Origin of the sequence: Catellatospora coxensis (assembly GCF_016862635.1) — a bacterium.
In the GTDB taxonomy this organism is placed as follows: Bacteria; Actinomycetota; Actinomycetes; order Mycobacteriales; family Micromonosporaceae; genus Catellatospora; species Catellatospora coxensis.
The window spans coordinates 1-21,835 of sequence record NZ_BONI01000089.1 but is presented as its reverse complement, the minus strand read 5'-3'; the positions used below and the strand labels follow the sequence as shown (position 1 = coordinate 21,835).

Below are 21,835 nucleotides of genomic sequence, written 5' to 3'. Positions count from 1 at the left end.
GGAAAACCGCCGCCGACCACCTGAAACGGTGATCCACTCGCGCTACGTGTCCAGCATAGAACGATTCGCGTCCCGCCTGGATCGCTCTCCGATACCCGCTGTCGGGTATGCGTTCGTCGGGGGTGATCCGTACTGAATGGGTTTTATGTCATCGGCCCGGCCGGCTCCAGCGTCGTGTCACGAACCGCGGCCCGCACCTCGTCCAGCGCCGTCGGCGCCGCCGACAGGATCCGGCAGCCCGCCGACAGCAGCAGCGGCACCAGCGCCGGATCACCCGCCGCGTCGCCGCACACCGACACGTCCCGGTCGTGCCGGCGACCCGCCCGCACCACCGCCACGACCGCCGCCAGCACCACCGGGTCGGCGATCCGGCCGGGCGTCAGCGCCGGATCGCGCCGGTCCAGCCCGAGCAGCGCGGCGGTCAGGTCGTTGCTGCCGATCGACAGGAAGTCCGCCGCAGCCGCGAGCTCGTCGACCACCGCCACCGCCTCGGGCAGCTCGATCATCGCACCCAGCGGCGGCGCCGGCACGCCCCGCTCGGCGGCCGCCGCGTTCAGCAGCTCGCGGCAGCGGTCCAGCTGGGCCACCGAGACGACCATCGGGATCATGACCCGCAGCATGGCCCCGTCGGCCTCGTCGAGGATCGCCGCGAACTGGTCCGCCAGCGCCTGCGGGGCGTCCAGCATCAGCTCCAGCCCGCGGTGGCGCGACGAGGTCCCCCACAGGAACGGCGGCAGCTTGTCCGGTGCGAAGTCGAGGGTGCGCACGGTCGCCCGGTGCCCGGCCAGCGCCGCCAGCACCGGCCGCAGCGCCGCGGCGTGCTCGGACCGGGTCGGCCAGTGCCGGGTGTGCAGGAAGGCGACCTCGGTGCGGATCAGCCCGGACCCCTGCGCCCCGGCGGCCAGGCCCGCCACCGCGTCCGCCGCGGTCGAGACGTTGACCAGCAGTGTCACCGGGGTGCCGTCGCGGGTCACCGCGGGCTGCTCGCGTCCCGCCGCCAGCTCCTCCCGCCGCCGCAGCGCCGCCGAGACCGACCGGCGGGCCGCCTCCACCCGGTGCGGCGTCGGTGACACGGTCAGCGTCGCCACGACCGCGTCCAGCACCGCCTCCCGGCCCGCCGACGACGCCGGCACGTTCACCCCGAACAGCAGCGGCACCCCCAGCGCCCGCGCCACGATCGCCACGTGCGCGTTCGGCCCGCCCAGCCGGGACACCCCGCCCACCACGGTCACCGACGGGTCGAGCAGGTCGTCGGCGCCCAGCTCCTCGGCGACCAGGATCACCGGCTCGTCCTCCGGCCCCGGCGGCGGACCGGCCCCCAGCCGCAGCTGCTCGACCACGCGGCGGCCGATCTGGCGCACGTCGGCGGCCCGCGCCGCCAGGGTCGGGTCCGACAGCGCGGCCAGCACGTTCGCGTACCGGTCCGCCGCGTCGAGCACCGCCCGGTCGGCCGGGGTGCCGTTCTCGACCCCGCCGATCGCGGCGGCGCGCAGGTCGGGATCGTCGGCGATGAGCGCGGTCGCCTCCAGGATGTCGGCCGGCGTGCCGTTCGCGCCGCGCCCGCGCATGCTCTGCGCGGTGCAGCGCAGCCGGGCCGCGACCGCGTCGAACGCCGCCCCGACCTGGTCCGGCGTGGCGGTCGCCGATTCGCCGTTGGTCCCGTACGCCAGATGGCGCAGCCTGCCCACCGCGACGCCGGGCGCGCCCACCACCCCGGGGTAGATCTCGGGCCTCATGGCGCGGCGGCGTCGGCCAGGGCCTGGAAGATCAACCAGGTCGAGGTGGCGCCCGGGTCCTGGTGCCCGATGCTGCGCTCGCCGAGATAGGACGCCCGCCCCTTGCGGGCCTGCAGCGGCACCGTGGCCCGCATGCCCTCGGCAGCGGCCTGCGCGGCGGCCCGGGCGGCCGCGGCCAGCCCGCCGTCACCGTCGCCGCCGTGCTGGCGCAGCGCCGCGTCGTAGGCGTCGACCGCGGGCAGGTACGCGTCCACGATGGTCTTGTCGCCCGGCGCGGCCCCGCCCAGCTTGCGCAGCGCGTCCAGCCCGGCCCGCAGACCCGCCCCGAACGCGGCCGCGTCCACCTCCGGCCCCTCCGGCAGCGACTTGCCCAACGCCCGCAGCGCGCTGCCGTACAGCGGCCCGGACGCCCCGCCGACCTTCGACACCAGCGTCGACCCGGCCAGCGTGAACACCGCGCCGACACCGCCGGGTGCGGCCCCCGCCAGCGCGGTGCGCACCGCCCCGAACCCGCGGTTCATGTTCACGCCGTGGTCGGAGTCGCCGATCGCGGCGTCCAGCGTGGTCAGCTGGTCGGCCTGGGCCGCGATGGCGTCCGCGGCGGTGTCCAGCCAGGCCTTGGCGAGCGCGACGTCCATCTAGACCCCCCACCGCAGGGCCGGGGTGCGCACCGGAGCGTCCCACAGCCGCAGCAGCTCCGGGTCGGCCCGGCACACCGTCAGCGACATGCCGGCCATGTCCAAGCTGGTCACGTAGTTGCCGACGAGGCAGCGCGCGATGCGCACCCCCGCCGACTCCAGCAGCCCGGCGAACTCGCCGTAGAGCAGGTACAGCTCGATCAGCGGGGTCGCGCCGAGCCCGTTCATCAGCACGATCGCGTCCTCGCCCGCGGCGACCGGTTTCGCGGCGAGGATCGCCTCCAGGGTCATCGTGGCGATCTCGCGGGCCGGCCGCAGCTTCTCCCGGCGGCGGCCCGGCTCGCCGTGGATGCCGACGCCGACCTCCATCTCGTCCTCGCCCAGCTCGAAGCCGGGCCGCCCGGCGGCGGGCGTGGTGCAGGGGCTCAGCGCGATCGCGAACGAGGCGCTGGCCTCGTTGACCCGAGTGCCCAGCGCGGCGACCGTGGCGGCGTCCGCGCCCTCCTCGGCCCGCGCCCCGGCGATCTTCTCGACCAGCATCGTCGCGCCGGTGCCGCGCCGGCCCGCGGTCCAGGTGGAGTCCTCGACCGCGACGTCGTCGTCGACCAGCACCGACTGCACCTCGATGCCCTCGTCCCCGGACAGCTCCGCGGCCATCTGGAAGTTCATGACGTCACCGGTGTAGTTCTTCACGATGTGCACCACCCCGGCCCCGCCGTCGACCGCCTTGGCCGCGGCGAGAATCTGATCGGGCACGGGCGAGGTGAACACCTCGCCGGGGCAGGCCGCGTCGAGCATGCCCAGCCCCACGAAACCGGCGTGCATCGGCTCGTGGCCCGACCCGCCGCCGGAGATCAGGCCGACCTTGCCGGCCCGGGGCGCGTCGGCGCTTACCACTATCTGCTGTTCCAGGTCCACCCGCAGGTCCGGGTGGGCGGCGGCCAGCCCCACCAGCGCCTCGCGGACCACCGCGTCGGGGTGGTTGATGAACTTCTTCACGGCCGGGCTCCCTTCACGGCGTCTCCGGGCACGCGATCCGGCCCGGGGACGCGACCGTCGCGCCGCCGGTGGGCGTCATACGTCCATCCTGCCCCGACCGGGCGCAGTGTGCCTGGTTTACCGGTCCGCGGGCTACCATCCCCACATGAGCGGCACCGTTGGCCTGGTCCTCGTCTCGCACAGCGCCGATCTGGCGGCCGGGCTGCGCGAGCTGCTGCGGCAGGTGGCCGGCGACGCCGTCGCGGTCACCGTCGCGGGCGGCGACGACGACGGCGGCCTGGGCACCTCGTACGACCTGATCCGCGACGCGATCGCCGAAGCGGGCTCCGGGGCGGGCGTGCTCGTCCTGCCCGACCTGGGCAGCTCGGTCCTCACCGCGAAGGCCCTGCTGGAGGATCACCCGGACCCCGGGGTCCGCCTGGTCGACGCCCCCTTCGTCGAGGGAGCCGTCGCCGCCGCCGTCATCGCCGCCACCGGCGCCGACCTGGACACGGTCGCCGACGCCGCCGAGGAGGCCTGGCATGCCCGAAAGCTCTGAGACCACCATCGCCGAGACCACCGTCGTCCTGCCCGCCCACCTGCACGCCCGCCCCGCCGGCCAGGTGGTCGTCACCGCCGCCAGGTTCACCAGCACCATCGAGATCGCCTACGGCTCCAAGACCGCCAACGCCCGAGGCGTCCTGGCCCTCCTCGCCCTCGGCGCGACCGCCGGCGAGACCGTCACCATCCGCGCCACGGGCCCCGACGCCCCCCAAGCCGCCGAAGCCGTAGCCACCGCCCTCCGCACCACCACCTGAACCAAGCGCACCCCCGAAAGGAAGGGCACCTTGCCATCGCTATAGGTGGTGCAAGGGCACCTTCTTAACGGGTTACCCATCGTGACCTGCGGGTCCGTCGGCCAGTTCGGCGCGGCCAGGCGAATGAGGGCCGTTCGCGCTGCGCGGCTTCCACTTCCATAGACAATGGCCTATCACATCGGAAAATCGCGGGTCGGATTCGACGTAATAGGCCATCGTCTATGAAGAGGGGGAGGTTCGCGGGCGCGGGTCACTGCCAGGGCAGGGTGGCGCGGTGCTTCCAGTACTGCTCGGCAGGCTCGACCAGCACCGCGAGCCGCGTCAGCTGGTCGTCGGACAGGCGCACCCGGGCCGCGGCCAGGTTCGTCGCCAGCTGCGCGGTCGTGGCCGCCCCCGACAGCACGACGCCCGACCACGGCTGGTGCAGCACCGCCGCCAGCGCCACCGCGTCCTGCGGCGCGCCCACCTCCGCCGCGACCTCGGCCAGCACACCGAGTTCCGGCGACGGTTCGGCGAGGCGGCCGTTGGCCATCGCCTCCTTCACGATCACCTGGCAGCCGGCGGCGCAGGCGGCGGCCAGCGCCCGGCCCGCGGACGGTTCGAGCACGTTCCACGTCGCCTGCACGCTGCGGAAGAGCGGCACCCCGTCGACCTCGATCGCCAGCGCGGCGTCGATCGCGTCGGCCTGCCGGGGCCCGCTGCCGGAGAAGCCGACCGTCACGCCGGTCGCGGCCAGCCCGGCCAGCCGCCGGTGCAGCGCCGTATCGGTCAGCGCCGGGCTCTCCACGGTCAGCGAGTGGATCTGGTACAGGTCCAGCCGCTCCCCCAGCAGCTCCCGCGTCTCCCCCAGTTGCCGCTCGAACGTGGCCGGCCCGTGGTCCTTGGTCTCGTGCACCGCCGCGTCGACCCGCCACCCCGCGGTGTACGTGTACCCCCACTTGCTCCCCACCACCATGTCGGGCACGTCCCGCGCGCCCAGCCACCCGGCGAGGAACTCCTCGGCGCGGCCGTACGAACGCGCCGCGTCGGCGTACCGCACCCCGGCCGCGTACGCCGCGTCGAGCAGCTCGTACGTACGCTCCCGCAACGCCTCCACGGTCCGCTCGGCGGGCAGATCGCGGTCCCGGCGCACGTTGATGTACCCCGGCCGCCCCACCGCGGCCAGCCCGAGCCCGATCCGGGCGGCGGGGCTGCTCAGGTCGAGCCGTTCCAGCGACATGCCTACATCATTCCGCCTGCGCCGGCATTCCGCCCGCACCGGCGGCCGTCGATCCGACTTCGCGCCGAACCGGCTCGCGCCGCGGCCCCGGCCGGTAGCCTCCGAGCTGGGCATACGAGTCCGCGCGTGTCCACGCCGCAGTGGCTGCACAGCACGCGCTCACCTCCGTCGACACCTCACGGGAGGTTCCGGATGGTCGACCGGCGTACCTTCGGCAGGATCCTCGGCACCGGCGCGGTTGCCGCCCTGGGCGGCCTGGCCGCGCCAGCCACCGCGAGCCGTGCCGCGAGCCGTGCCACGGTTCCCGCCCCAGGCGCTCCGCCGGGGCGCGGCGGCCGCCTCGGCGCGACCGTGCCGGACGCGGAGACCCGGGCACAGCCGGAATTCGGCCCGGTACGCCAGATCGACGCCGACGAGCTGAACGTCGGCTATGTCGAGACCGGTCCCGCCGACGGCCGGCCGGTGTTCCTGCTGCACGGCTGGCCGTACGACATCCACAGCTACGTCGCCGTCGCGCCGCTGCTGGCCGCGCAGGGATACCGGGCGATCACGCCGCACCTGCGCGGCCACGGCACGACCCGGTTCCGGGACGGGGCGGCACCCCGCACCGCGGAGCAGTCGGCGTTCGCGCTGGACCTGGTCGCGCTGATGGACGCGCTGGGCGTCCGGCGGGCGGTGCTCGCCGGGTACGACTGGGGTTCGCGCACCGCCGACATCGTGGCGGCCCTGTGGCCGGAGCGGGTCAAGGCGCTGGTCTCGGTGACCGGATACCTGATCACCAACCGGGAGGCGAACAAGCAGCCGCTGCCGCCGAAGGCGGAGTGGGCGTGGTGGTACCAGTACTACTTCAGCACCGAGCGCGGCAGACTCGGCCTGGACGAGAACCGGCACGACCTGGCGAAGCTGATCTGGACCTTCAACTCGCCGACGTGGAAGTTCGACGACGCGACGTTCGACCGCACCGCGGCGTCGTTCGACAATCCCGACTACGTGCCGATCGTGATCGGCAACTACCGCTGGCGGCTGGGCCTGGCCGAGGGCGACCCGCGCCACGACGACCTGGAGGCGCAGCTGGCGAAAGGCCCGCCGATCGCGGTGCCCACGATCACGGTCGACGGCGAGGTGGACCCGTTCACGCCGCCGGGCGACGGTGCGGCGTACCGGGCCCGGTTCACGGGGCCGTACCAGCACCGCACGCTGCAGGGCATCGGCCACAACGTGCCTCAGGAGGCCCCGGAACCGTTCGCCCAGGCCGTCATGGACGCCGATCAGCTGAAATAGCCACAAGAACCCGCAGGTCAGCGCTAGGACGACGTTAAGAAGGGCACCTTCTACAACGCATAGCGTTAAGAAGGTGCCCTTCCTTTACCCGAGCAGCGTCAGCTGATGTTGAGGGTGAAGGTGGTGGTGGTGTTGCGGATGTTCTGGAAGTTGTTGCTGAAGGTCAGGTTGTTGAAGGTGGCCGAACCCCTCGCCGGACCCTGACCCGCCTCGGGCATCTCGTTGACCCAGATGCCGATGCCGGACTTGGCGTCGTACGCGTCACCGCTCTTCTGCGCGCCGCTGATGCTGACGTTGGTGAAGATGGTGTCGGTGACCAGCTGCTGCTCCGGGTACTTCGACTGGAACATGATGCCGGAGTACGTCGGGTCGACGATGTCCACATCGGTGATCCGGATGCCGCGGAACTCCTTCGAGGCCGCGAAGATCCAGATGGCGCCGAAGGTCTGGTTGCCCCAGAAGTGGCCGCCGGCCCGCACGAGCGAGATGTTCTCGAACCGTGTGGGCGTCGTGCCGAACCCGACGAACGGGTATCCGAAGTCCAGCGAGCTGATCGTGATGCCGGAGTACGTCAGCATGTCCGCGATGTACAGGTTGCGGAACACGTTGTCGTAGCCGCCGTACACGGCCAGACCCGCGGCACGCCAGGTCAGCGTCGCCGAGAGGTTCTCGAAGACGTTGCCGTGGTTGCCGACCGAACCACCGGAGTCGATCGCGGAGAACAGCGCGAACGCGTCGTCTCCGTTACCGCGGCCCTCGACGTTGGTGACGAGGTTGTTGGTGGAGTCGTTGGTCAGGTTGATGCCGTCGGCGAAGGTGTTGCGGACCCGGCTGTTCTTGACGGTCCAGCCGCTGACGTTGACGCCCCACCAGCCGCAGACGGTGTGCTCGACCCAGACGCTGTCGAAGGTCAGGTTGTTGACCGTCTTCAGCTCGCCCCAGACCTTTCCGGGGCCGTCCTGGCGGATGGTGTAGTTGCCGAAGAACGCCAGGTGCTCGAAGGACGAGCCGTTGGCGCTGCTCTCCACCCGGAAGCCGGCGTCGGTGTTCTCCTGGCCGGTCGGGGTGTTGAAGCGGGTGTACCACATGCCCGCGCCGACGACCTTGACCGGCTTGCCGTAGACGCTGAGTTTCTGCGCCGTCTCGTAGTTGCCGGCGGGCAGGTAGACACCGACGAACGTGCCGGTGGTGTCCATCCGGACCGCGTCGAGGGCGTTCTGGACCTCCTGGTGCGAGGTGCCGGTGGGCACCTTGTACCGGGCCGGGTCCGGGTTCGCCCGCGGGCTGACCAGCTCCAGGTTGATGAAGTCGATCGCGAAGGTGCCGCTGTTGGCCGCGTCCTTCTGCAGCTTGATCGTGGCGCCCTGCGGGATGGTGGAGTCCAGCAGGATGTTGGCCTCGTCGTACAGGTGGCGGGCCGGACCGGCGCCGGGCGAGTTGCTCGGCCCCGCCTCCGCGCCGTAGAGCCACGCGTACTTGGAGGTCAGCGTGATCGACTTGTGGAACACGTTGTTGACGTAGATGTTCAGCGTCGACGTGGTGCCCGTGCCGCCCGCGTTGTCCGGGATGGAGAACCGGGTGACTAGCGCGTTGGCCGCGGACTTGGTGGTCCACTGCACATACTGGCCGTTGCTGTTCAGCGTCACGGCCTTGCGGCCGCTGGCCTCACCGGCGAGGTCGCCGATGGTGCGGTTCGGGCCGACGACGGTCGCGCCGCCACCGGTCGAGCCGTCCTCGGCCTCGTACATGTCGTAGTTCATGTTCGCGCCGCGGCCGACGAACAGCGGCGTGTTGCTGGTGTTGTTGGCCTGCTTGACCGCCAGCTCGTTGCCGTCGTTGGCCAGCACCACGCGGACCGTGTACCGGCCGTTGGCCGCGGTCCAGGTGCCCAGGTTGACCGCGCTCGACGTCGCCCCGGCGTTGATCACCCCGGAGTACGAGCCGGTCAGCGTGCGGACCACGGTGCCGCCCTCGTTGAGCACGGTGAGGGTGATGCCGTGCGCGCCGCTCGCCGAGGCGATGGTGCCCTGGTTCTTGATCGCCACCGAGAAGGTGACGGTGTTGCCGGCCGACGGGTTGCTCGGCGTCCAGCTCAGGTTCGCCACCAGGTCGGAGGACTGCACCGGGCTGACCGTGAGGTTGCTCGACGCGGTGAGGCTGTTGTTGGCCTCGTTCTGCTCGATGACGCTGTTGGCCTCGTCGACCTTCGCGGTGACGGCGTACGAACCGGCGGTGCGGGTGCCGATGTTGGCGTTGACCGTCGTCTGCGCGCCGGCGGCCAGCGAGCCGACCGAGCCGGTGCCCACCAGGGTGGTGCCCAGGTAGAAGTTGACGTTGGTCGCGCCCGAGGTGTTGGTGCCCGCATTGCGGACGACCGCGCTCAGGGTGACCGCGTCGGTCTCCACCGGGGAGGCCGGGGACCAGGTGACCGAGGTGACGGTGAGGTCCGGGTTCGGCGCCGGGGTGCCGATGACCTGGAGCTCGGCGACCTGGCCGCCCGGGGCGCCGGTGTTGCCGGTGAACTGGAGCCGGATGTCGGCGTAGCTGCCGGAGGCGTTGATGGTCACCGTGTTGCCGGTGGCCGGGTTGAAGTTGTACGCCGCCGACGAGACCACGTTGACGAACGACGACGAGCTCTGCTCGCGGCCCAGGACCTGCAGGGTCTGGGTACGCGCGCCCCACGCGCCGTCCGGGTTCAGCTTGATCACGATCGAGCTGACGCCGACGTTGGAGCCCATCGCCACGGTGAGCTGGTTGGGCGACGTGCTGCCCTCCCAGTACGTGGTGAGGTCGCCGTCGTTGGCGTTCTCCGGCGCGAAGATGTGCGTGTGGCCGTTGTCGGTGATCGGCTTGTTGAGCGCCTGGTTGGTGCCGCCGCCACCGGAGCCGTTGCGGGTGACGATGTTGCTCATCGGCGAGATGTTGCCCGCCGCGTCCTTGGCCCGCACGTAGTAGCTGACCGTCGCGGTGTCCGGCTGGCTGTCGGTGTAGGTCAGGGTCGAGCCGTTCACGCTGGCCCGCAGCGCGCTGTTGGCGTAGATGTCGTAACCGGTCACGGCGACGTTGTCGGTCGACGCGGTCCAGGTCAGCCGGATCTGGCCGGAGGCGGGCAGGGTGTAGGCGAGGCTGCCGGGCGCGGTGGGCGCCTGGGTGTCGCCGGTCTGGCCGGTGCGGGTGACCGTGTTGCTGTTGCCCGACTGGTTGCCGGCGGCGTCGCGGGCCCGCACGTGGTAGCTGACCGTCTGGCTGTCCGGCCGGCTGTCGGTGTAGGTCAGCGTCGAGCCGCTGACGCTGGTCAGCAGGTCGCCGTTGGCGTAGATGTCATACGCGGTGACGCCGACGTTGTCGGTGGAGGCGTTCCAGGTCAGGCGGATCTGGCCGGCCGCGGGCTGCGTGTAGGCCAGGCTGCCCGGGGTGGACGGGGCCTGCGTGTCACCGGTGGTCGGGCCGTAGATCTCGAACTCGGAGATCTGGCCCGCCGGCCAGCCGGTGTTGGCGGTGATGTTGATCCGCACGTACCGGGTGGATGCGGTGGCGAAGTTGATCGTCACGGTGTTCGCGCCGGTGAAGTTGTACCCGGTCGAGGCCACGATGTCGGAGAACGTGGTGCCGTTGGTGCTGCCCTGCACGGCGAGGGTCTGCGTGCGCGCGCCCCAGCCGCTCGGGATCTTCAGCACGACCCGGTTCACGCTGACGGTCGAGCCGAGGTCGACGCGCAGCCACTGCGGCCACGCGTTGTTCACGCTCTCCCAGTAGGTGCCCTGGTTGCCGTCGTTGGCGTTGCCCGCGCCGTACACGTCGGCGTGGCCGCTCTCGGTGATCGACTTGCCGATGGCGAGGTTGCCGGACGAACCGCCGCCCGCCACGCCGTAGACCTCCAGCTCGGACAGCTGCGCGGCGGCCCAGCCGGTGTTGGCGGTGATGTTGATCCGCACGTACCGGGTGCTGGCCGCGGCGAAGTTGATCGTCACCACGTTGCCGGAGCCGGGCTGGAAGTTGTACCCGGCCGAGGCCACGATCGTGCTGAACGAGGTCCCGTTGGCGCTGCCCTGCACGGACAGCGTCTGGGTGCGCTCGCCCCAGCCCGCGGGCAGCTTCAGCACGACCTGGTCGACGCTGACGGTGCTGCCCAGGTCGACCTGCGCCCACTGGGCGAAGGCGCCGGAGCTCTCCCAGTACGACCCCTGGTTCGAGTCGACCAGGTTGCCGGTCACGTAGGGTCCGTTGACACTGCTCGCCGTGGTCGGCTTGCCGGCGGCCAGGTTCGGCCCTCCGGCGGCCGTGGCCGGTGACGTCGGCCCCGCCACGACGGCCAGGCTGGCGGCGACGGCCGTCGCGAGCAGCCTGATCCGGACATTCTTGAGTTTCACTGCACTCCTCCCTGCATTACCTCTCCTGCGTTCATCCCGCCGCGAATCCGCGGTCGCCGTCGCGAGGACGGCCACCCCGTGGTGCGGAAGGCGACCCGGCCGGAGCGGATTGCGGCGACGTGCCAGCTCACGCGCACACGCCGCCACGGCCGAGGAGCCACCTGCCACCTGAAGCACTGTTACGAGCTCAAGTCATCGGTGTTTCTGACTGTGGTAGCAAAACGTTAGAGCCTTGGTAGTTAGAAGTCCACAGTCCAATGCAAAAAACGTAGCAACAGTCGGGTGAGGACGGACGGTGATCATTTTCGGTGCGTACGCCCCGGGGCCGCCCCCGATCAGCGGCGATCACCGCCGGTGACGTCCAGCCATGACCGTTGATCTCGCGTCTCTCCGCTTTGGAGGCTCCGCGCGGTCCCGCGCCGCGAGGGTGAGCAGGCATGCCCGGCGGCGGCGAGCGGGCCGTGCCATGCGTCGCCGGGGAAGGCAAGCGTTGCGCCGTCACCGTCCGCGATGTTTCGAACGGCATTGCAAACTTGCACGGAACTCTATCGTTTTTGCGCAGCGATCAGGTCGCCGTCGCATGGGCCGGCGTCCAGCTCCGCCGTCGACGCCCGGATGTCACGCCGTTCCGGCGTCCCGATGAAGTCGGCCAGCGCGAGCGCCTCGTCGCGGCAGGCGCGGGCGGCCCCGGTGTCGCCGCCGTGCCGAAGGTCGCGGACCGCACCGGTGAAGTCGCCGAGCTCCCGGCGGCCGCCGGGGACAGGCCCCGTCTCAGTGCCGGATGCGCCATACATCCCCCTTCCTGTCTCGTCGCCGCGCACGGTGGCGCTCGAGTCGAAACTAGGGAGCTGGACGTACGGATCGCGTACTGATCGCGCTCCGGCGGCGTTCGCGCGGGCTAGGCCTCGTCGAGCATGGCGTGGCGGATGATCCAGCCGAACGCGAGGACCTCCTCGCCGTGGAACTCCAGGCCGACGATGCGGCCGAAGAGGTGGTCGAGCTGCGTGTCGCCCATCCGGTGCACCGCGCAGGCGATCCAGCCGGAGCGCGGGGAGGCGGGGGCGGACAGGAGGACGTGCTTGCCGCAACGGTGAGACATGGGCTGACCTCGGGGTTCGGGGGCTGTCGACGGTAGCACCGCAGCGGCGTGCCCCCAAGGTGTGCGCGGGCTGTGCGCGCCCTGCCAGCGGCCCCGCCCACCCTGGTCGCGTGGACCAGGGAAGGAAAAGATCATGACCTACGCTTTCCAGGCCGAGGGCCTGGTCAAGCGGTACGGCAAGACCACCGCGCTGGCCGGCGTCGACCTCGCCGCCCGGCCGGGCACCGTGCTCGGCGTGCTCGGCCCGAACGGCGCCGGCAAGACCACCGCGGTACGCGTGCTCGCCACGCTGCTGCGCCCCGACGCGGGCCGGGCCGTGGTCGGCGGCTACGACGTGGTGCGCGACGCCGACCAGGTGCGCCGCCGCATCGGCCTGACCGGCCAGTACGCCTCCGTCGACGACGACCTCACCGGGCACCGAGAACCTGGTGCTCATCGGCCGCCTGATGGACCTGCGCTCCGCCGACGCCCGCGCCCGCGCCGCCGAGCTGCTGGCCCGCTTCGACCTCGCCGACGCCGCCGGCCGCCCCGCGCGCACCTACTCCGGCGGGATGCGCCGCCGCCTCGACCTGGCCGCGAGCCTGGTCGGCCGCCCCGAGGTGATCTACCTCGACGAGCCGACGACCGGCCTCGACCCGGCCAAGCGCGACGACGTCTGGAACATGGTCCGCGCCCTGGTCGCCGGCTCGCAGCACGCCTACCTGCAGTTCCTGCTGCCCGCGATCATGGTGCAGACGGCGATGTTCGCCTCGACGGCGATCGGCGTCAACCTCAACAGCGACATCAAGAAGGGCGTCTTCGACCGCTTCCGCAGCCTGCCCATCGCCCGCTCGGCCCCGCTGATCGGCGCGGTCGCCGGCGACGTGATCCGCTTCGTGGTCGCGATGGTCGTGCTGATCGGCTTCGGCAGCGCCCTGGGCTTCCGCTTCGGCAACGGCCCGCTGCTCGGCCTCGCCGCCTGCCTGCTGGTGCTCGTGTTCTCGTTCTGCCTCAGCTGGACCTCGGTCCTGATCGGCATGCTGGTCCGCGAACCCGGCGCGGTGCAGGGCATCTCCTTCCTCATCATGTTCCCGCTCACCTTCGGCACCAACATGATGGTCCCCACCGACACCCTCCCCGGCTGGCTGCAGGCCTGGGTGAAACTCAACCCCGTCACCGACGTCATGGCCGCCGCCCGCGGCCTCATGCTCGGCGGCCCCATCGCGGCCCCCGTCACCTCCACCCTCCTCTGGTCGGCAGCCCTCCTCGCCGTCTTCGCCCCCCTCGCCTACCGCCGCCGCACCTGACCCCCGGCAAAGGAAGGGCACCTTCATAACGGACGTCCGTGTAGAAGGTGCCCTTCCCATCTCTTCACCGGACGGGCACCACTCCACCGTGGAATCGGCGCAGAATCAGGCCCGTGCCCCCGGCCATCGACACCTTCGGCAGCCTGCTGGACCGCTCAGTGGACGACATCGCCCGCCACTGCGCCGACGCCCGCGCCTTCGACCGCCAGGCGATCTACCGGCTGTCCGACATCTGGGACAACAACACCTTCCCGCTGCTGTACGCCGCGACGGCGCCGACCGCCTGGGGACGCTCCCGACTGGCCCGCCGAGGGCTGCGCTGGATGGGCGAATTCGGGACGTCCCGCTACGACTGGGTGGTCGAGGCCGCACCGTCGCTGGTGGACATGCTCTCCCGGCCGGCGGAACTCCGGTACTCCCGCGACCACATGGGCCGTCTGTACTGCTGGTCGGTGCCGTTGACCGAGGCCGGGGTCGTGAGCCTCGACGTCGACTACGACCTCGCCGGGGCCACGGTGCGCTCCCTCGACGTGGAGCGCGCGGGCTCGGTGCTCACCGCACGGTGTTCGATCGAGGCGAATCGCCGGTACGCCACCGGAGCCGCCGACTCCGAGCGGGCGGTGCTGCACTTTGTCCTCAACGACGTCGACCGGGTCCACTTCGACGCCGCCGACCGCAGCGGATCGTCGGTCACGGTGACAGCGAAAGGTGTCGCCCTCGGCCTCGGCAGGCACGGCATGGTGCGCGGCGCCCGTGGCGAGATACGCCCGGACGACATGTACTGGCACCTGTCCCAGGCCGGGCAGGCGGCCGACAAGGTCGTGGCCCCCGAGCGGCCCGCGCGCGACCGGGGTGTGACCGTGCGCTGGCTGCGCGCGGCGCCCACCCAGGCCGCCCGGGTGCTGCACGAGGCGATGCTCCACGTCCGCGCGGTGCGGCACGGCCACCTGGCCCCCCGGATCCCCGCCGCCGAGATCGCCGAAGTCCTCGCCGGAGCCGGCAGCGCCGTCGTCGCCGCGGGCCGCAGCCGGAGCCGCGCCTCCGACGACACGTTCCGGCAGCTCGCGCGGCGATGGCAGGAGCGACTCCGCCCTCTCGACATCCGGCCGCCGGCACCGCTGCCCGAGGGAGCGGCTCACCTGCGCCGTGTCGTGTTCACCGCCGAACACCTCCAGTGGAGCACCACCCGCCCGGCCTCCGTCTCCGTCCACCTGGCCGTTCCCGGCAGCCAGGACACCGCGCCATGGCGGCTGGCCGGCGAACAGCTCACAGAACCGACCCGCTTCCAGCTGAACCTGCCCACCACCGACGAGCCCGCCGACCTGCGCCGCAACCCCGAAACGCTCACTCTCGGCACCACCCTCACCATCCACGCCACCCCCGACCCCGACGCCGGCTGAGTCGAGCGCCTTGGATCTAGCTGATTTGTCGTCGCTGGGACGACAACAAATCAGCTAGATCCAAGCGCACTTCGGAGCAGGTGGTGGGGGTCCACGGCGTCGAGGGCGGTGGCTCGGTCCAGTAGGCGGCCCTCGGTGAACGGGGCGGTGAGGGGCGGGTGGGTGGCGAGCCAGGCGGTCAACCGCAGGACGTCCGGGCTGGCCAGATCGCGGCTGCCGCGCAGCGCGTCTACCGCGCCGAGCACCCGCGCCGCTCGCACCCGGTCGCCGCGGGCCTGCCACACGTCGGCGACGCCCACCCCGACCCGCGCCACCACGGGCATGTCCTTCACCGCGAGCGCGCTGCCGTACGCCTCGACCAGGCAGGCCGCCGCGTCGTCGAGGTCCCCGGTCTCCACGGCCAGGTGCGCCTGCGCCGTCAGGATCAGCGAACGGAACTGCGGCGACGCCATCACCGCGTCGGTGAGCTGCACCAGCGCCTGCCGGTAGTGCCCGCGGGCGGCGTCGCGGTCCCCCCGGTGCCGGGCCAGGTCACCGAGCCCGAGCCGGGCCCCGCAGGCGTACCGGGTCGAGCCGTGCTCGGCGATCTCCCGCAGCACCTGCTCGGCGGCCTCGGTCTCGCCCCGGTGCCCGCGAGTGCCACCCGCCACCCCACCCCGTCCCCGCACCGCGTGCGGCGAGCGGCGCGGCGCGGCGCGGCGCGGCGCACGATCGTCGGACTTGCCGGGCAGCTGTGCGTATCTTGACCCGCGATACGCCCGGTTGCCCGGCAAGTCCGACGATCTCGAACGTGGCGGCCGGCCCCGCCATGTCGGGGCCGGCCGTGGTGCGGTTACGGGAGCTGGTAGTTGGCGTTGAGGGCCGCGCCGCGGCCCGGCTGGGTCTCGTCGTAGCCGCGGGCGTTGCACTGCAGGCCGCCGCGGATGCAGTGGTTGACCAGGGCGGCCTGCGTGGCCGGGTCCCAGGCGTTGAAGAAGTCGTAGTGGAACGAGTAGCCCCGCCCACTCGACAGCCGCACCTGCGACATGTCCCCGCTGACCGGGAACGCCATCTTGAACTCGATCATCGGCAGCGCCACCGGGTGGCTGGCCGGGCAGACCAGGTTCACCGGGTACGCCATGTGGCTCTTGTGGTCGGGGGTGTCCAGGTGGAGGCCGTTCCAGCAGCTGGGGGCCTGGTAGCGGACGTTCACCTGGGTGCCCGCCGGGCAGTACGCCGGGAAGTCGGCGTTGTGGTAGCTCTCGCCGCACTCCCAGCCCTCGACCGAGCCGAACATGAACTGGTCGGCCGTGGCGTTCGGGCTGCCGACGACGAACCGCAGGCCCGGCGGGAACGGCCGGACGCTGGTGTAGTCGTTGACGCCCGTCTTGTAGTAGATGACCTGCGGCCCGACCGGCGTGATCACCTGGTTGCCGTTGTACAGCGTCGGCATCCAGTACCCGGACTTGTCGCCCGGGGCCACGCAGGTGGTGCCGCCGGCCTGCAGCGTGGACAGCGTGCTGGTGGCGTTGGTGGTGCGGTTGCCCATGAACGTGTGCATGTGCGACGCGCCCGGCAGGCCCGGGTAGACGATCGGGTCGTCGGGCCGGTCGTGGCTGAACGCGCAGTTGGCCTGGAACTCGTGGAAGTAGGCGTGCGGCGGGTTGTAGGTCGACGGCGTCACACCGGTGACCTGCGGGTTCGCCAGCACGTACCCGGTGGCCGGCGGCGTGGTGCCGTTGTCGCCGTACACCTGGAACTCCCACAGCGAGTAGCCGTAGCCGCCGTTGCGGGCGGTGCCGTACATCCGCACGTAGCGGCCGTTGCCCGTGACGTTGAGCGTCTGGGTGCCGCCGGTGCCGCTGGTGGTGCTGTAGATCGAGGTCCAGTTCGTGCCGTCGGCGGAGACCTGGATCTGGTACGCGGTCGCGTACGCGCCCTCCCACTGCAGGACCACCTGGGTGATCGCGGCGGTGGAACCGAGGTCGACGCGCAGCCACTGCGGGTCGCTGAACTGGCTGGACCAGCGGGTGGCGGGGTTGCCGTCGACGGCCGCGGTGGCAGGGGTGCCGCCGTTCTCGGTCGAGGACGCGGTGGCCGGCCTGCCTTGCGAGAGCAGGGTGACGGCCGCCTGGGCGGACTGCATGGGCACCACGGTGACCAGTGACGCGAGCAGGGCCGCGGCGGCTGGTCCCGCGAGCCTGGAGCGCCTCGGCCGGCTCTGGCCGATGGATGTCATCGAATCTCCCGGAGGGTGGGGGCTCGCCGGCACCGGGGCGGTGCGGCGAGCCGGGACGGACGGTCCGCACCACGGGGCTGATGACGGGCATGGCGTCTCGACACCGCAGTACGATGGAGAGCGCTCTCCAACAGTGTTACGCCGCAGCCGCACATCCGTCAATGCGTCGTCCACTTTGCCCGCCTGGAGGCACCTGCCGCGCCGCCCCGATCACCGAGCCCATCGGGTGGTACGCCAACGACGCGCCCTCGAAACCCGCAGCTAACCCTTTAATTCGGACCGATTCGGCGCGGGTATTGACGAGCGGCAACATCCGCGTAACATCTCCGCTGTGGAGAGCGCTCTCCATCGCCGGTGCCGCTCCTGGATCCGAGGTCGCGGCACCGGCGTCAGGCACCGTGAAGGCCCTCGCAGGCCGGACCGGTCAACCGGGGCGCGCCCGCCGCACGACGCACGCCCCCGCGTCGCGAACGCTGCTTCCGGTCAGGACCTGTCGGGCGCCCGCTGGTCCTGGCCGGGCAGATCGAGCGCCGTCCGCCGCCACGACCCCGAACCGGGCACCCCGGCGGTGACCTCCAGCGCGTCGACGCTGTTCACGGCGAGCAGCGCCCGGCCGTCAGCGAAGACCAGCTCCAGCCCGCCCAGCAGCCACGCTTCGACCAGACCGCCGTCGGGCGCGGTGAGGCGGAAGTCATGCTCCAGCACCCGCACCGCGGTCACCGTCGCACCGACCAGGAGCGCCAGCTCGGGACGGATGAGATCGGCCCAGCCGACCTCATGTTCGGGGTCGTCCTGGTCGTCGGTGTCCGGCAGCGGGTCCGCGGCCAGCTCGTCACGGCTCACATAGAGCCGGTCGAAGCCCTCGGCGGCCAGCTCCAGCCGCGCCTCCGCGAACTCCAGCACGACCGGCAGCGTCGCACACCGCTCGCCGTCGCCGACGTAGCAAAGGCCGCGGATCCGGGTGAGCACACGCCCGACCAGCGAACGCAGGTGGTCGTCGTGCGCATCGAGCAGGCCGGCGACCGTCGTCACCGGCATCGGCCGATACCCTGCCATCCCCCACACCGGCGCGATGCTACCGGCGGCACCGGCCCCGCACGCGACGCCCGCAGCCGGTGCGCCCGGCGCGGCTACCGGTGGCGGTCGCCCTCGGTGCGGGCCTCGACCGCGTCCAGCGCCGCGCCGGCGCGTTCGGCGTCGGCCGGGGCCAGCCGTTCCACGATCCTGCGGATCTCGCGGAGCTGGTTCTTGATCTCTTCCTGCTCCTCGTGCTGGAACGCGTCGTTGTCGACGATGAGCTTGCTCGCGAAGTGCGCGGTGATCAGCGGGATCACGAAGAGGATCATGACCGAGATCAGGATTCCGGCCATCACCCGGCCCGGCCAGGTCTCCGGATACGTGTCGCCGTATCCGACGGTCGAGGCGGTCACCACGGCCCACCAGAGCGCGTCGCCGAGGGTCTTGCCCTCCTCGACCAGCCGGTAGATGGCGGCCGAGGCCATGATCAGCAGCAGATAGCTGACGACCAGCGCCTTCGGCGAGTTGGTGAAGCGCTTGAGCAGGTTCACGGCACACATTGTGCAGCCGCGCGCCACACCGCGTCAGTGGCCGACCGGACGGCCCGAAGGGCACCCGATCGGACGGCGCGAGGACGCGGAAATGTCGCCCCCGTCGATTAGAATGTGTGTACGAAAAATAATCGCTGAGCTGCGAACGGAGCCGACATGCCCACCCCTCAAGCGACCGTCGCCGACACCCCCGCCAAGCCCCTGCTGCCCTACGCCACCCTGCTGGCGTTCACCCGCTACGTGGACCGGTCCGGCCCCGCCAAGGCGGCGTTCGTCGGCAAGCTGCGCAAGCAGCGCGAGACCGGCCGCGGGTTCAACCCGCACAGCCGGCTGATCAAGGCGCTCAAGACCGACATCGACCAGCACACGCCCGGCACGCACCTGGTCGAGGTCAACGACGTCGTCGACCCGCGCTGGCAGCGGCTCTACGCGTCGCTGACGGCCGGGGCGGCCAGCTACCTGACGTCCATCGAGGGGCAGGGCTGTCGGCTGACGCAGACCAACGACGCCCTCGCCATGATCGGCGACCTGCCGGTGCGCATCAGCGCCCACTTCGGGCTGCGCTACGACGACGGCCGCAGCGAGGCGGTCCGGCTGCACTTCGACGAGGAGCCGCCGACCGCCGACCTGATCACGGCGACGCTGCACCTGCTGCGGTCGAACATGGACCAGATCCTGCCGCACGCCGAGCCGGTGCTGGTCGACGTGCGGCGCGGCATCGCCTACCGGGGCGAGGCCGGCAAGGGCGCGGACGTGGACCGCTGGCTGACCGGCGAGGCGGCGGGCTTCGCCGCGATGTGGAACGCCCCGCAGCACTGACCCGCACGCACGGCGCCCCGGCCCGCGAACTCGCGGGCCGGGGCGTTCACGTGTGACGGTCACCCCCGACCGTCACCTGGGCTGAGCGCGACGGACGGGCAGCGCTCAGACCGGGCTGCTCACAGGCCGTTGTCGCGGATGACCTGCGTGTACCAGCGGGCGCTGTCCTTGGGCACCCGGCGCTGGGTGTCGTAGTCGACGTAGACCAGGCCGAAGCGCTTGTCGTAGCCGTACGCCCACTCGAAGTTGTCCATCAGCGACCAGGCCAGGTAGCCGCGCACGTCGGCGCCCCGCTCGATCGCCTTGTGCACCGCCCGCAGGTGGCCGTCGAAGTAGGCGATCCGGTCCGGGTCGGCGACCCGGTCGCCCTCCAGGATGTCGTGGTACGCCGACCCGTTCTCGGTGATCATCAGCGGGGTGCCCGGATAGTCCCGGGACAGCCGGACCAGCGTGTCCGACAGGCCGGTCGCGTCGATCGGCCAGTCCATGCCGGTGACCGGCAGGCCCTGCGGCGGGAAGTCGACACCCTCACTGCCCGGGTAGTTCGCCTGGCCGACCGCGCCGACCTTGGCCCGCACCAGCGCCGGCTGGTAGTAGTTCACGCCCAGCAGGTCGATCGGCGTCGAGATGGTCTCCAGGTCGCCGTCGCGGATCGCGTCCGCGGCGCCGAAGCGCTCGAACAGCGGCAGGATGTCGGCCGGGTAGTGCCCGCGCAGCACCGGGTCCAGCCAGATCCGGTTCTGCAGGCCGTCGACGAGCCGGGCCGCGTCGCGGTCGTGCGCGTCGTGCGGGTTCTGCGGGTCGACGCGGGTCAGCACGTGCGTGATGGACAGCTCGCGCGCGCCGCCGGCCCGCAGCGCCTGCGCGGCCAGGCCGTGGCCCAGCAGCAGGTGGTGCGCGGCGAGGTACGCGGCCTTCGGCTCCCGCCGACCCGGGGCGTGGTCGCCGCTGGCGTAGCCGAGGAACGCCGAGCACCACGGCTCGTTCAGCGTCGTCCAGGTCGCGACCCGGTCGCCGAGCCGCGCGATCGTCGCCGCGGCCAGGTCGGCCAGGTAGTACGCCGTGTCCCGGTTGGTCCAGCCGCCGTGGTCCTCCAGCACCTGCGGCAGGTCCCAGTGGTACAGCGTCACCATCGGCGCGATGCCGTTGGCCAGCAGCTCGTCCACGAGGCGGTCGTAGAAGTCGAGGCCGCGCGGGTTGACCGGGCCGGAGCCGTCGGGCTTGATCCGCGGCCACGCCACCGAGAAGCGGTAGGTGCCCAGGCCCAGCTCCGACATGAGGCGCACGTCGTCGCGGTAGCGGTGGTAGTGGTCGCAGGCCACGTCACCGCTGTGGTTGCGAAACACCCGCCCCGGCTCGCGGGACATCGTGTCCCAGATCGACGGCATGCGCCCGTCCTCGGTCGCCGCGCCCTCGATCTGGTACGACGCGGTCGCCGCACCCCAGCGGAATCCCTGGGGGAAGGACAGCCGCACGGGCGCGGCGATCTCCTGTGGCAGAACGCTGGTCATCCCTTGATCGCCCCTTGCATGATGCCTCCGATGATGTGCTTGCCCAGCGCCACGAAGACGATGAGCAACGGGACCGTCGCGATGATCGTTCCGGTGAGCGACAACGAGAAGTCCGTGATGTAACCGCTGGCCAGCGCGGAGAGCGCGACCTGCACGGTCGGGTCCTCCGGGGTGAGCACGACCAGCGGCCAGAAGAAGTCGTTCCAGGCCGTCATGAACGTGAGCATGCCGAGCACCGCCGCGGCCGGTTTCGACACCGGCAGCACCACGTGCCAGAAGATGCGCAACGTGGTGCAGCCGTCGGCGCGGGCCGCCTCGATCAGCTCGGTCGGCACCGCCTCGCCGAGGTACTGCGTCATGAAGAACACGCCGAACGCGCTGACCAGGCCGGGCGCGACGACGGCATACATGGTGCCGGTCCACTCGATCTTGGCCATCAGCATGTACAGCGGGATGATGCCCAGCTGCGTCGGGACCATCATCGTCGCGATGACCATGACCAGCAGCGCGTTGCGGCCCCGGAAGCGCAGCTTCGCGAACGCGAACCCGGCCAGGGTCGAGAACAGCACCACGCTGATCGTGATCGCCGTCGACACCATGAACGAGTTGGCCAGCGCCTTGGCGAAGTCGATCGTGCCGAACGCGCGCTCGATGTTGGCGAACAGGTTCGGGCCCAGGCCCAGCGGCGGCGGCACCTCGCCGAGCACGCCGTTGTCGTGCGAGCCGACGACGAAGGACCAGTACAGCGGGAACGCCGAGAACACCGCCAGGCCGGTCAGGGCCAGGTAGGCGAGCTTGCCGGGGCGGCGCTCGCCGAAACCCTTGAAGCGCTTGGCCGGAGCGGGCTCGGCGGCGTCGGCGGCGCGCTTCGGACGGGTCATGGTGACGGTCATC

At 71.6% G+C, this 21,835-nt stretch carries 19 protein-coding genes and 1 pseudogene; 7 read left to right on the top strand and 13 right to left on the bottom strand.

What is annotated here, in order from left to right; all coding sequences use genetic code 11:
- Positions 1-143: 143 nt before the first annotated feature.
- Genes Cco03nite_RS35650 through dhaK form a run of 3 tightly spaced genes read right to left on the bottom strand, consistent with a single transcriptional unit; the run spans position 144 to position 3,373 of the window.
- Positions 144-1,736, bottom strand: coding sequence for a putative PEP-binding protein (locus Cco03nite_RS35650; RefSeq protein WP_203698402.1), 1,593 nt, complete (start codon positions 1,734-1,736; stop codon positions 144-146).
- Positions 1,733-2,374 (bottom strand): dihydroxyacetone kinase subunit DhaL, encoded by a 642-nt coding sequence (gene dhaL / locus Cco03nite_RS35645; RefSeq protein WP_203698400.1) that lies wholly within the window; start codon positions 2,372-2,374, stop codon positions 1,733-1,735. The genes Cco03nite_RS35650 and dhaL overlap by 4 nt, the downstream gene beginning before the upstream one ends.
- The gene (dhaK, locus tag Cco03nite_RS35640) at positions 2,375-3,373 is read right to left on the bottom strand and encodes a dihydroxyacetone kinase subunit DhaK (RefSeq protein WP_203698399.1); all 999 of its coding nucleotides are present in this window, start codon (positions 3,371-3,373) and stop codon (positions 2,375-2,377) included.
- Between the two features lie 145 nt (positions 3,374-3,518).
- On the opposite strand from dhaK, the gene dhaM reads away from it, so the two are divergent.
- Together dhaM and Cco03nite_RS35630 are read left to right on the top strand one after the other, a co-directional pair.
- Entirely contained in the window at positions 3,519-3,911 is a 393-nt protein-coding gene (gene dhaM / locus Cco03nite_RS35635) for a dihydroxyacetone kinase phosphoryl donor subunit DhaM (RefSeq protein ID WP_203698398.1), read from the top strand.
- On the top strand, positions 3,895-4,170 hold the full coding sequence (locus tag Cco03nite_RS35630) for an HPr family phosphocarrier protein (RefSeq protein ID WP_203698397.1): 276 nt from the start codon (positions 3,895-3,897) through the stop codon (positions 4,168-4,170). The genes dhaM and Cco03nite_RS35630 overlap by 17 nt, the downstream gene beginning before the upstream one ends.
- Before the next feature lie 250 nt (positions 4,171-4,420).
- Here the strand turns inward: Cco03nite_RS35630 and Cco03nite_RS35625 are convergent, their stop codons facing one another.
- Positions 4,421-5,389 carry an aldo/keto reductase gene (locus Cco03nite_RS35625; RefSeq protein WP_203698396.1) on the bottom strand — a complete coding sequence of 323 codons (969 nt, stop codon included), beginning with the start codon at positions 5,387-5,389 and terminating at the stop codon, positions 4,421-4,423.
- Between the two features lie 192 nt (positions 5,390-5,581).
- Here Cco03nite_RS35625 and Cco03nite_RS35620 point away from each other — a divergent pair, with 192 nt between their 5' ends.
- Positions 5,582-6,670 carry an alpha/beta fold hydrolase gene (locus Cco03nite_RS35620; protein ID WP_203698395.1) on the top strand — a complete coding sequence of 363 codons (1,089 nt, stop codon included), beginning with the start codon at positions 5,582-5,584 and terminating at the stop codon, positions 6,668-6,670.
- Between the two features lie 98 nt (positions 6,671-6,768).
- On the opposite strand, the gene Cco03nite_RS35615 is transcribed toward Cco03nite_RS35620, so the two are convergent.
- The 3 genes from Cco03nite_RS35615 to Cco03nite_RS35605 all read right to left on the bottom strand — a co-directional run bounded on the left by Cco03nite_RS35615 (position 6,769) and on the right by Cco03nite_RS35605 (position 12,139).
- Entirely contained in the window at positions 6,769-11,040 is a 4,272-nt protein-coding gene (locus Cco03nite_RS35615) for a galactose-binding domain-containing protein (RefSeq protein WP_239167926.1), read from the bottom strand.
- Positions 11,041-11,585: 545 nt separating this feature from the next.
- Positions 11,586-11,861, bottom strand: a complete 276-nt coding sequence (locus Cco03nite_RS35610) for a hypothetical protein (protein WP_203698394.1) — start codon at positions 11,859-11,861, stop codon at positions 11,586-11,588.
- 77 nt (positions 11,862-11,938) lie between these two features.
- Positions 11,939-12,139: a hypothetical protein gene (locus Cco03nite_RS35605; protein WP_203698392.1), complete on the bottom strand. Its 201-nt coding sequence runs from the start codon at positions 12,137-12,139 to the stop codon at positions 11,939-11,941.
- Between the two features lie 133 nt (positions 12,140-12,272).
- Here Cco03nite_RS35605 and Cco03nite_RS35600 point away from each other — a divergent pair.
- The 3 genes and pseudogenes from Cco03nite_RS35600 to Cco03nite_RS35590 form a co-directional block, all read left to right on the top strand.
- Positions 12,273-12,825, top strand: a pseudogene (locus Cco03nite_RS35600) (ATP-binding cassette domain-containing protein); the annotation flags it as partial.
- Complete coding sequence (locus tag Cco03nite_RS35595) at positions 12,802-13,425, top strand: ABC transporter permease (RefSeq protein ID WP_203698426.1); 624 nt, start codon at positions 12,802-12,804, stop codon at positions 13,423-13,425. The pseudogene Cco03nite_RS35600 and the gene Cco03nite_RS35595, both read left to right, overlap by 24 nt.
- Positions 13,426-13,538: 113 nt before the next feature.
- The gene (locus Cco03nite_RS35590; protein ID WP_203698390.1) at positions 13,539-14,825 is read left to right on the top strand and encodes a hypothetical protein; all 1,287 of its coding nucleotides are present in this window, start codon (positions 13,539-13,541) and stop codon (positions 14,823-14,825) included.
- Between the two features lie 50 nt (positions 14,826-14,875).
- Here Cco03nite_RS35590 and Cco03nite_RS35585 read toward each other — a convergent pair whose 3' ends face one another.
- From Cco03nite_RS35585 to Cco03nite_RS35570, 4 genes are all read right to left on the bottom strand, one after another.
- The gene (locus Cco03nite_RS35585; protein ID WP_203698388.1) at positions 14,876-15,475 is read right to left on the bottom strand and encodes a tetratricopeptide repeat protein; all 600 of its coding nucleotides are present in this window, start codon (positions 15,473-15,475) and stop codon (positions 14,876-14,878) included.
- Between the two features lie 182 nt (positions 15,476-15,657).
- Positions 15,658-17,043: a DUF1996 domain-containing protein gene (locus Cco03nite_RS35580; RefSeq protein ID WP_203698386.1), complete on the bottom strand. Its 1,386-nt coding sequence runs from the start codon at positions 17,041-17,043 to the stop codon at positions 15,658-15,660.
- 483 nt (positions 17,044-17,526) lie between these two features.
- Positions 17,527-18,081, bottom strand: coding sequence for a hypothetical protein (locus tag Cco03nite_RS35575; protein ID WP_203698384.1), 555 nt, complete (start codon positions 18,079-18,081; stop codon positions 17,527-17,529).
- Positions 18,082-18,173: 92 nt separating this feature from the next.
- Entirely contained in the window at positions 18,174-18,611 is a 438-nt protein-coding gene (locus Cco03nite_RS35570; protein WP_239167925.1) for a potassium channel family protein, read from the bottom strand.
- Positions 18,612-18,767: 156 nt separating this feature from the next.
- Here Cco03nite_RS35570 and Cco03nite_RS35565 point away from each other — a divergent pair, with 156 nt between their 5' ends.
- Entirely contained in the window at positions 18,768-19,430 is a 663-nt protein-coding gene (locus tag Cco03nite_RS35565; protein ID WP_203698380.1) for a hypothetical protein, read from the top strand.
- 119 nt (positions 19,431-19,549) lie between these two features.
- Here Cco03nite_RS35565 and Cco03nite_RS35560 read toward each other — a convergent pair whose 3' ends face one another.
- Together Cco03nite_RS35560 and Cco03nite_RS35555 are read right to left on the bottom strand one after the other, a co-directional pair.
- Positions 19,550-20,941: a GH1 family beta-glucosidase gene (locus Cco03nite_RS35560; protein WP_203698378.1), complete on the bottom strand. Its 1,392-nt coding sequence runs from the start codon at positions 20,939-20,941 to the stop codon at positions 19,550-19,552.
- The gene (locus Cco03nite_RS35555; RefSeq protein ID WP_239167924.1) at positions 20,938-21,834 is read right to left on the bottom strand and encodes a carbohydrate ABC transporter permease; all 897 of its coding nucleotides are present in this window, start codon (positions 21,832-21,834) and stop codon (positions 20,938-20,940) included. Before Cco03nite_RS35555 ends, Cco03nite_RS35560 begins: the two co-directional genes overlap by 4 nt.
- Position 21,835 lies beyond the last annotated feature (1 nt).

Excerpts from the sequence above, each read along its gene's own strand:
- Cco03nite_RS35650 (WP_203698402.1), bottom strand. The coding sequence starts at position 1,736 with ATGAGGCCCGAGATCTACCCCGGGGTGGTGGGCGCGCCCGGCGTCGCG.
- dhaL (WP_203698400.1), bottom strand. The coding sequence starts at position 2,374 with ATGGACGTCGCGCTCGCCAAGGCCTGGCTGGACACCGCCGCGGACGCC.
- dhaM (WP_203698398.1), top strand. The coding sequence starts at position 3,519 with ATGAGCGGCACCGTTGGCCTGGTCCTCGTCTCGCACAGCGCCGATCTG.
- Cco03nite_RS35630 (WP_203698397.1), top strand. The coding sequence starts at position 3,895 with ATGCCCGAAAGCTCTGAGACCACCATCGCCGAGACCACCGTCGTCCTG.
- Cco03nite_RS35625 (WP_203698396.1), bottom strand. The coding sequence starts at position 5,389 with ATGTCGCTGGAACGGCTCGACCTGAGCAGCCCCGCCGCCCGGATCGGG.
- Cco03nite_RS35620 (WP_203698395.1), top strand. The coding sequence starts at position 5,582 with ATGGTCGACCGGCGTACCTTCGGCAGGATCCTCGGCACCGGCGCGGTT.
- Cco03nite_RS35605 (WP_203698392.1), bottom strand. The coding sequence starts at position 12,139 with ATGTCTCACCGTTGCGGCAAGCACGTCCTCCTGTCCGCCCCCGCCTCC.
- Cco03nite_RS35595 (WP_203698426.1), top strand. The coding sequence starts at position 12,802 with ATGGTCCGCGCCCTGGTCGCCGGCTCGCAGCACGCCTACCTGCAGTTC.
- Cco03nite_RS35580 (WP_203698386.1), bottom strand. The coding sequence starts at position 17,043 with ATGACATCCATCGGCCAGAGCCGGCCGAGGCGCTCCAGGCTCGCGGGA.
- Cco03nite_RS35575 (WP_203698384.1), bottom strand. The coding sequence starts at position 18,081 with ATGCCGGTGACGACGGTCGCCGGCCTGCTCGATGCGCACGACGACCAC.
- Cco03nite_RS35565 (WP_203698380.1), top strand. The coding sequence starts at position 18,768 with ATGCCCACCCCTCAAGCGACCGTCGCCGACACCCCCGCCAAGCCCCTG.
- Cco03nite_RS35560 (WP_203698378.1), bottom strand. The coding sequence starts at position 20,941 with ATGACCAGCGTTCTGCCACAGGAGATCGCCGCGCCCGTGCGGCTGTCC.
- Cco03nite_RS35555 (WP_239167924.1), bottom strand. The coding sequence starts at position 21,834 with ATGACCGTCACCATGACCCGTCCGAAGCGCGCCGCCGACGCCGCCGAG.